Raw genomic sequence first — 5039 nt, forward strand, 5'->3', positions numbered from 1 at the left:
GTGGAAAGATTTATCGGTTGGGGATGGTCTCGCGGCCTATCAGCTTGTTGGTGGGGTAATGGCCTACCAAGGCGACGACGGGTAGCCGGCCTGAGAGGGCGACCGGCCACACTGGGACTGAGACACGGCCCAGACTCCTACGGGAGGCAGCAGTGGGGAATATTGCACAATGGGCGCAAGCCTGATGCAGCGACGCCGCGTGAGGGATGAAGGCCTTCGGGTTGTAAACCTCTTTCAGCAGGGAAGAAGCGAAAGTGACGGTACCTGCAGAAGAAGCGCCGGCTAACTACGTGCCAGCAGCCGCGGTAATACGTAGGGCGCAAGCGTTGTCCGGAATTATTGGGCGTAAAGAGCTCGTAGGCGGTTTGTCGCGTCTGGTGTGAAAACCTCAGGCTCAACCTGGGGCGTGCATCGGGTACGGGCAGACTAGAGTGCGGTAGGGGTGACTGGAATTCCTGGTGTAGCGGTGGAATGCGCAGATATCAGGAGGAACACCGATGGCGAAGGCAGGTCACTGGGCCGCAACTGACGCTGAGGAGCGAAAGCATGGGGAGCGAACAGGATTAGATACCCTGGTAGTCCATGCCGTAAACGTTGGGCACTAGGTGTGGGGCTCATTCCACGAGTTCCGTGCCGCAGCAAACGCATTAAGTGCCCCGCCTGGGGAGTACGGCCGCAAGGCTAAAACTCAAAGGAATTGACGGGGGCCCGCACAAGCGGCGGAGCATGCGGATTAATTCGATGCAACGCGAAGAACCTTACCAAGGCTTGACATACACCGGAAACTTCCAGAGATGGTTGCCCCGCAAGGTCGGTGTACAGGTGGTGCATGGTTGTCGTCAGCTCGTGTCGTGAGATGTTGGGTTAAGTCCCGCAACGAGCGCAACCCTCGTCCTATGTTGCCAGCACGTGATGGTGGGGACTCATAGGAGACTGCCGGGGTCAACTCGGAGGAAGGTGGGGATGACGTCAAATCATCATGCCCCTTATGTCTTGGGCTTCACGCATGCTACAATGGCCGGTACAAAGGGCTGCGATACCGCAAGGTGGAGCGAATCCCAAAAAGCCGGTCTCAGTTCGGATTGGGGTCTGCAACTCGACCCCATGAAGTCGGAGTCGCTAGTAATCGCAGATCAGCAACGCTGCGGTGAATACGTTCCCGGGCCTTGTACACACCGCCCGTCAAGTCACGAAAGTCGGTAACACCCGAAGCCGGTGGCCCAACCCTTGTGGGGGGAGCCGTCGAAGGTGGGACCGGCGATTGGGACTAAGTCGTAACAAGGTAGCCGTACCGGAAGGTGCGGCTGGATCACCTCCTTTCTAAGGAGCTACGTGTCCTCGTCTCGTGGTGGCCCTGGTGGTCGCCTGGGGGTGGGGTGCAGGCCACGGCCCACGCCGTCTGCGTGTGGGGGTGGTTGCTCATGGGTGGAACGTTGACTATGCGGGTCGGTCGGGTCGTCGGTGGTCAGTACACCGGGTCCTTGTCTGCTGGTGGTGGTCGTGTCCTTCGGGGTGCGGGCGCTGGTGGTGGGTGGGGGTCTGGGGGGAACGCTGCTGGTGGGTTGCCGGCTCTTGAGCACACTGTTGGGTCCCCAGGCCATCGGCCGTGGACCACCGTGGCCTGCGGGTCCTTAGTTGTGTGCGTGTCCTCATCCGAGTGTGGGTGGGGCGGGTGCGTGGCGGGGGCTGGTGGGTCGGTGCCTCCCTGTGGGGGGTGGGTGGTCGGTTGACGGGGATGACTGGTACGGGTCACCACGAGCTGGTCGGGCGGATGCCTGGTCGGTGAGGGTGGGATCGTCCGTTGCTTGAGAACTGCACAGTGGACGCGAGCATCTCATCAAAGATGTATGTCTTTGGTATCTGCAATTTTGTGTGTGAAGTTTATAAGGGCACAGGGTGGATGCCTTGGCACTAGGAGCCGATGAAGGACGTTGTAGCCTGCGATAAGCCTCGGGGAGTTGGCAAACGAACCGTGATCCGAGGATGTCCGAATGGGGGAACCCCGCCACAGTCATGTGTGGTGACCCGCACCTGAATATATAGGGTGCGTGGAGGGAACGTCGGGAAGTGAAACATCTCAGTACCGACAGGAAGAGATATTCCGTGAGTAGTGGCGAGCGAAAGCGGATCAGGCCAAACCGTGCATGTGTCAAAGCTGTCAGGCGTTGCATGTGCGGGGTAGTGGGACCTTCCGGTCCGGACTGACATCCGGGCAAGGAGTGAGAAAGCCGCATCATAGTCGAAGGGCATTGAAAGGCCCGGCACAGAGGGTGTGACCCCCGTAGACGAAATGGTGCGGCCTCCTGGAGGGGATCCCAAGTAGCACGGGGCCCGAGAAATCCCGTGTGAATCCGTCAAGACCACTTGATAAGCCTAAATACTCCCTAGTGACCGATAGCGGACCAGTACCGTGAGGGAAAGGTGAAAAGTACCCCGGGAGGGGAGTGAAATAGTACCTGAAACCGTGTGCCTACAATCCGTCGGAGCCTCCTTAGCAGGGGTGACGGCGTGCCTTTTGAAGAATGAGCCTGCGAGTTAGTGCTCAGTGGCGAGGTTAACCCGTGTGGGGAAGCCGTAGCGAAAGCGAGTCCGAACAGGGCGATACAGTCGCTGGGTCTAGACCCGAAGCGAAGTGATCTAGCCATGGGCAGGTTGAAGCGTGGGTAAGACCGCGTGGAGGACCGAACCCACTTGGGTTGAAAACCGAGGGGATGACCTGTGGTTAGGGGTGAAAGGCCAATCAAACTTCGTGATAGCTGGTTCTCCCCGAAATGCATTTAGGTGCAGCGTCACGTGTTTCTTGCCGGAGGTAGAGCTACTGGATGGCTAATGGGCCCTACCAGGTTACTGACGTCAGCCAAACTCCGAATGCCGGTAAGACAGAGCGTGGCAGTGAGACTGCGGGGGATAAGCTCCGTAGTCGAGAGGGAAACAGCCCAGACCACCAGCTAAGGCCCCTAAGCGTGTGCTAAGTGGGAAAGGATGTGGAGTTGCACAGACAACCAGGAGGTTGGCTTAGAAGCAGCCACCCTTGAAAGAGTGCGTAATAGCTCACTGGTCAAGTGATTCCGCGCCGACAATGTAGCGGGGCTCAAGTACACCGCCGAAGCTGTGGCATTCACACTTCCGCCAGGCCTTCGTGGTCCAGGCGTGTGGATGGGTAGGGGAGCGTCGTGTGGGCAGTGAAGTCGCGGAGTAATCCAGCGGTGGAGCCTACACGAGTGAGAATGCAGGCATGAGTAGCGAAAGACGGGTGAGAAACCCGTCCGCCGAATGATCAAGGGTTCCAGGGCCAGGCTAATCCGCCCTGGGTAAGTCGGGACCTAAGGCGAGGCCGACAGGCGTAGTCGATGGACAAGGAGTTGATATTCTCCTACCGGCGAAGAACCGCCCATACCGAGCCCGGTGATGCTAACCGCCCGAGCCACCGCACCGACCCTTCGGGGTCATCGTGGTGGGGAGCGCGGGACCCGAACCGGTAGTAGGTAAGCGTATTAACAGGAGTGACGCAGGAAGGTAGCCGCACGTGGCGATGGTTGACCACGTCCAAGGCTGTAGGGCGCCGGGTAGGCAAATCCGCCCGGCACGAAGCCTGAGAGCTGATAGTGACCACGCATGTGGGAACGCGGTGATCCTATGCTGCCAAGAAAAGCTTCGACGCGAGGTTCTAGCCGCCCGTACCCCAAACCGACTCAGGTGATCAGGTAGAGAATACCAAGGCGATCGAGCGAATCGTGGTTAAGGAACTCGGCAAAATGCCCCCGTAACTTCGGGAGAAGGGGGGCCGAAAGCGTGAACACCCTCGCGGTGGGAGCGTGGACGGCCGCAGAGACCAGGGAGAAGCGACTGTTTACTAAAAACACAGGTCCGTGCTAAGTCGCAAGACGATGTATACGGACTGACGCCTGCCCGGTGCTGGAAGGTTAAGAGGACGGGTCAGCCTTACGGCGAAGCTCAGAATTTAAGCCCCAGTAAACGGCGGTGGTAACTATAACCATCCTAAGGTAGCGAAATTCCTTGTCGGGTAAGTTCCGACCTGCACGAATGGCGTAACGACTTCTCCGCTGTCTCAACCGCGAACTCGGCGAAATTGCAGTACGAGTAAAGATGCTCGTTACGCGCAGCAGGACGGAAAGACCCCGGGACCTTTACTATAGCTTGATATTGGTGTTCGGTGCGGCTTGTGTAGGATAGGTGGGAGACTGTGAGATCCGCACGCCAGTGCGGGTGGAGTCATCGTTGAAATACCACTCTGGTCGCTCTGGATTCCTAACCTCGGTCCGTGATCCGGATCAGGGACAGTGTCTGGTGGGTAGTTTAACTGGGGCGGTTGCCTCCAAAAATGTAACGGAGGCGCTCAAAGGTTCCCTCAGCCTGGTTGGCAATCAGGTGTCGAGTGCAAGTGCACAAGGGAGCTTGACTGTGAGACTGACAGGTCGAGCAGGGACGAAAGTCGGAACTAGTGATCCGGCGGTGGCTTGTGGAAGCGCCGTCGCTCAACGGATAAAAGGTACCCCGGGGATAACAGGCTGATCTTGCCCAAGAGTCCATATCGACGGCATGGTTTGGCACCTCGATGTCGGCTCGTCGCATCCTGGGGCTGGAGTAGGTCCCAAGGGTTGGGCTGTTCGCCCATTAAAGCGGTACGCGAGCTGGGTTTAGAACGTCGTGAGACAGTTCGGTCCCTATCCGCTGCGCGCGCAGGAAACTTGAGAAGGGCTGTCCCTAGTACGAGAGGACCGGGACGGACGAACCTCTGGTGTGCCAGTTGTTCCGCCAGGAGCACGGCTGGTTGGCTACGTTCGGAAGGGATAACCGCTGAAAGCATCTAAGCGGGAAGCCTGCTTCAAGATGAGGTTTCCACACCCCTCGTGGGTGGAAGGCACCCAGCAGAACACTGGGTCGATAGGCCGGACGTGGAAGAAGGGACTAAAGACCTTCGCAGCTGACCGGTACTAATCAGCCGACAACTTCACAACACAACACCTTTTGCATGCACGCGTCCACTGTGCGGTTCCCGAGAAACGGGCACCACCAAC

The 5039-nt window shown here is 58.5% G+C and carries 2 rRNA genes; both read left to right on the forward strand.

Annotated elements, in window-relative coordinates:
- Positions 1–1320, forward strand: a 16S ribosomal RNA gene (locus EDF32_RS01505); the annotation flags it as partial.
- Positions 1321–1873: 553 nt separating this feature from the next.
- Positions 1874–4979: ribosomal RNA gene (locus EDF32_RS01510) — 23S ribosomal RNA — on the forward strand.
- Positions 4980–5039 lie beyond the last annotated feature (60 nt).

It is taken from the genome of Cellulomonas sp. PhB143 (assembly GCF_003752595.1).
Classification (GTDB): domain Bacteria; phylum Actinomycetota; class Actinomycetes; order Actinomycetales; family Cellulomonadaceae; genus Paraoerskovia.